General features: G+C 64.9%; 4 protein-coding genes. 1 reads left to right on the top strand and 3 read right to left on the bottom strand.

Annotated features, from left to right (window positions below):
* Positions 1 to 203 (top strand): hypothetical protein (locus tag B5E43_RS15375; RefSeq protein WP_206407014.1); only part of this gene is annotated, 203 nt, incomplete at its 5' end.
* Positions 204 to 459: 256 nt separating this feature from the next.
* Here B5E43_RS15375 and B5E43_RS14640 read toward each other — a convergent pair.
* The 3 genes from B5E43_RS14640 to B5E43_RS14630 all read right to left on the bottom strand — a co-directional run.
* Positions 460 to 1,545, bottom strand: coding sequence for a GerAB/ArcD/ProY family transporter (locus B5E43_RS14640; RefSeq protein ID WP_158099078.1), 1,086 nt, complete (start codon positions 1,543 to 1,545; stop codon positions 460 to 462).
* A gap of 19 nt (positions 1,546 to 1,564) precedes the next feature.
* Positions 1,565 to 2,629 carry a Ger(x)C family spore germination C-terminal domain-containing protein gene (locus B5E43_RS14635; protein WP_087397892.1) on the bottom strand — a complete coding sequence of 355 codons (1,065 nt, stop codon included), beginning with the start codon at positions 2,627 to 2,629 and terminating at the stop codon, positions 1,565 to 1,567.
* Positions 2,629 to 4,103: spore germination protein (locus tag B5E43_RS14630; protein ID WP_143383025.1), on the bottom strand; the 1,475-nt coding region annotated here is incomplete at its 5' end. The genes B5E43_RS14635 and B5E43_RS14630, both read right to left, overlap by 1 nt.

Genomic DNA, 4,103 nt, shown 5'->3' with positions numbered 1-4,103 from the left:
TCTGGTGCTTCGTGTTTGTCACGTTGTTTAATTTACAAGGTACACACCGTTCGCTTCACATCTTTTGTGCCGCGGCGGATTTTAATTTTATCACTTCATCCAGCCTTTGTCAAGAACTTTTTTCAAGTTTTTTCAAACTTTTTTCGGCTCTTTCATTCGCTGTCTGGGCTTGTGATCGCCGCCCTCGCAGGCGACTTGATTAATTTACCACAGGCCGTTTCTCTTGTCAAGAACTTTTTTCAAGTTTTGCTAACTTTTTCAAGTTCTCTCATTCGCCCGAACCGTTGTGGCTCTTGCTCTCTGGAAGATTTTGCTCTCTCGCAGAGCGCTTGCTTATATTATCAGAACAGCCCCTGCTTGTCAACACTTTTTTTCGATTTTTTCCTCCTTTTTTTCTTGCCCGTTTCAGCAACAATATCTGCCCCTTTTTGCCCCTCTTTACCCACAAAATATGCCCTTCTACCGCTTTTTTTCACAAAAGCCTTTTCCAAGCCACAACAAAAAGGGGAGCGCCAATCCCAGGATCAGGTTTCCGAGGGGGACAAGACTGCGGTTGAGCTGCAACGCCCGGCCATTGGGCAAAAGCACCGCCGCCAGCACCACTCCCACCAGAACGGCCCCGGCCGTCACCCACCGCTCCCACCGGTCCCAGTGGCCGGGAGCCAGCGCGCCCCCCGCCGCCCGCAGGGCAAACAGCAGCAGCACCGCCATGGTCAGATCGGCCAGGGTCCACAGGGAGATAATTACGCTCTCCACCCGCTGAAAGGCACCCTCCACTCCCACGCTCTTGGCCAGGGCAAAAAAGGGGTTATCCAGCCGGCCCGCCAGAGCGGGCCCCAGGTTGCCCAGGATCACCAGCTGGGAGAGGACAAGGAGCAGGCAGCCCCCCACACCCCAGAAGACCCCGTACCACCGCCCCCGGTTTTCCGCCGGGCGCACCTGGCCGGTGAGGAAGGCCCCGTAAACTCCCCAGCCCAGGGCTCCCCCGGCCGGGAGGGCGGAAAGGAGCACCGGAAGGGCATCCTGTCTCCAGAGGGGCAGCACCCGCTGCACCTCCACCTGACTGAGGGACAGCAGCAGTACCACGCCCCCGGCCGTCAGAAGGATGGCCAGAAAGAATTGTCCCGCCCGAGCAAAGGCCCCCAGCTTTCCCAGCCCCATCCACAGCACCATCAGGGCCACCGCCCCCAGGAAAAACCATAGACTCCCGTCCCGGTAGCCCGACGAGAGCAGCCGCTGGGCGCACAGGCGCAGGCGCAGTGCCAGCAGCAGCTCCCCCCATACCATATATATAAGGAGGATGAGTCCGCCCCCCACCCTTCCAAAGCATCCGGCGATGGACTGGGCCAGCCCCCGCTCCCCCGACAGCCGCCCTAACAGCAGTCCCGAGAGCACCACCAGGGGGATTGCCGCTGCCGGAGACAGCCAGGCTCCCCGTCCCGCCGTGGCCAAGGTCATGGAGGGCAGCAGCTCCGCCGCCGGAGCCAGCACCCCCGCCCAGATGAGAGCGGTAAGCTGGGTATGGGATATCCGTTCCTGATTCAAGCTATCTCCTCCTTTCGGTTTACCGGTGGATCTCCGCCCGCAGCTCCACCTGGGGGGTCTGGGCGGCAAAGAGGCTGCTCCAGTCCTCCTCCACCTCCCGCCACACCCCGGGAGAGCGCAACGAACCCTTGGCCCCCAGCCCCAGACAGTCGCACTGCCACTGCTGCAGCTGCCCCAGGGCGTCCTCCACCCGCTCCAGCTCCCGCTCCTCCAAGGCCTGGCGCAGCTGTTCCAGCTCTCCGTCGCTCACGGTGCCCGGCCGCTCCACCAGCTGGGCGCTGACCCGGCAGGTGATCTCCAGCACGCCGTCACCCCGGAGGGAGCACACCGTCACCGCCTTGGACACCCGGACTGTGGCCACTCCTCCGGTCAAGTCCACCTCCAGCACATCGGCGGAGGGTTTGCCTGCCAACAGCTCCAGTCCCCGGGCCCGGTCTCCGTCCAGGAAGCCCACCAGCGTCCCCTCCTTTAATACGGCGTAGCCCCCCTCTGTGAGGGTGGACCCGTCCGAGCCGGAGAGGACCAGAGCGGGGACATAGCTGGCCCCTTGCTCCAAAAGATCGGAGTAGACGTCCCCGGCGGTGCGGGCAATGGCGGCCACCCCCATCTCCCCGTCGGTGCGCAGGGTGGAAAGCCGGCTCTCCACCCCCTGGTCTCCTCCCGACTCCACCGCCTCACGGGCAGAGGCCTCCCGAATGACCCACAGCTGGGCCCCCAGCCCCAGCTCCACATCCCGGGCAAAGTAGTCCAGCACCGGGACCACATCCTCCCGGGCTAACTCCTCCCCCAGCAGCAGCTGGTCAATATAGCCGAAAAACACATAGCTGTCGCTGAGGGCCTGGAGGGCCAGGGCAGCAGAGCTGAGGGAGGGCCGCAGGGCGGAGAGGACCATGGCCTTCTCCTGCTCCCCCTGAAGTCCCTTGGCCCGGGGTCCGGTGGAGACGGTGACCCCCAGTCCCCCCTCCTCCCGATCCACCCCCATGGTGCGCAGCAGGGCCATGTCCCCCATCTCCCGGGGATAGGGCAGGACGGAGCAGCCCGTGAGGGTCAGGCAGACCAGAGCCAAGGCCAGTATCCGTCCCATCACCGCTGATTCCTCCTGTTCTTGGTGTGAATGGCCCCGTCCCGCCACTTCATGGCGGGCAGAGGCAGGCGAAAGAGACTGGGGTGGCCCCGGCGCACCTGGGTACCGGTGGTGAAGGGGGCCAGGTAGGGCACCCCAAAGCTCTCCAGCCCCGCCAGATGGTAGATAAGGGCGGCGCAGCCTAGCCCCAGACCGAACAGTCCCCCCACGCTGGCCAAAATGGCCAACAGAAACCGCCACAGCCGCAGGGCGTTGCCAAAGTCCTGGGAGGGCTGGGTATACCCCGCCACCCCGGCGATGGCCACGGCGATGAGCACCGCCGGAGAGACGATATGGGCCTCCACCGCCGCGTTGCCCACCACCAGTCCGCCCAGAATGGACACCGTGGCCCCGATGGGGGTGGGCAGGCGCAGGCCGGCCTCCTGGATGACCTCAAAGGCCAGGAGCATGGTGATGACCTCAAAGATGGTGGAGAAGGGCACCTCCTGCTTGGCGGCTACAATGGACAGGGCCAGCTTCACCGGAATGGCCTCGGGGTGGAAGGTGACCAGGGCGATATAGAGCCCGGGCAGCAGCAGAGTGACGACGGCGCACAGGTACCGGATGACGCTCAGGGCAGAGGCCACCATCCAGTGGTAGGCCCGGTCCTGGCTGGTCTTGAAAAACTGGTCGATGGTGCCCGGCACCATCCACCCCAGGGGGATGCCGTCGGCCAGCAGACCCACCCGCCCCTCCAGCAGGCCCTGGCAGAACCGGTCGGGCCGCTGGGTGTAGGGCATGAGGGGAAAGGGGCTGCGGGCGGTGGGCGCCAGATACTCCTCCAGGTTGCCCGCCGCCTCCAGGCCGTCAATGTCGATTTGGTCCAGCTTGTCCTCCAGGGCCTTCACCGTGGCCGGGTCGGCGATCCCCTCCAGGTAGAGGACATCCACCGGGGTCCGGGACTGCCGGCCCACCACATGCTCCTTGATCTTCAGCCGGGGGGAGCGCATATGCCGGCGGAGCATGGAGGTGTTGGTGCGGATGGACTCCACAAAGGACTCCCGCACCCCCTTCAGGGCCGGCTCGTTGTCCGGCTCCCCCACCCCCCGCTTCTCCTCGGTGACCACCGGGAGGGTGAGCACGTCCGGGCAGCCGGGGAGAAACAGGGCGCAGCTGCCCGCGATCAGGTCGCCCACCACCTCATCCAGGGTGGTGCGCCGAACAGCGGCCAGGTTATAGAGAGCCCCGTACTGCAGCCGGGCAAAGAGCTCCTCCCGGGGGGCCTGGCTCAGGGCGGGGTCCTGGGCCAGGGGGCGGAGCACATAGTCGCACAGCCGCTCGTTGCGGGCCATGCCCAGGAGATAGCACAGGGTGACGGTGCGCTCCCGGTCCCCGTTTAGGCGGACGGTGCGCTCCATATAGTCGGCGCAATCGGCAAAGACCGCCTTGCAATTTTCCAGGGTCAGGGGGCGGTCAAATTGGGGCTGTGGGCGGG

This window comes from Flavonifractor sp. An100, from assembly GCF_002161175.1.
GTDB lineage: Bacteria > Bacillota > Clostridia > Oscillospirales > Oscillospiraceae > Lawsonibacter.
The sequence above is the reverse complement of the archived record's forward strand: the minus strand, read 5'-3'. Positions and strand labels throughout refer to the sequence as shown.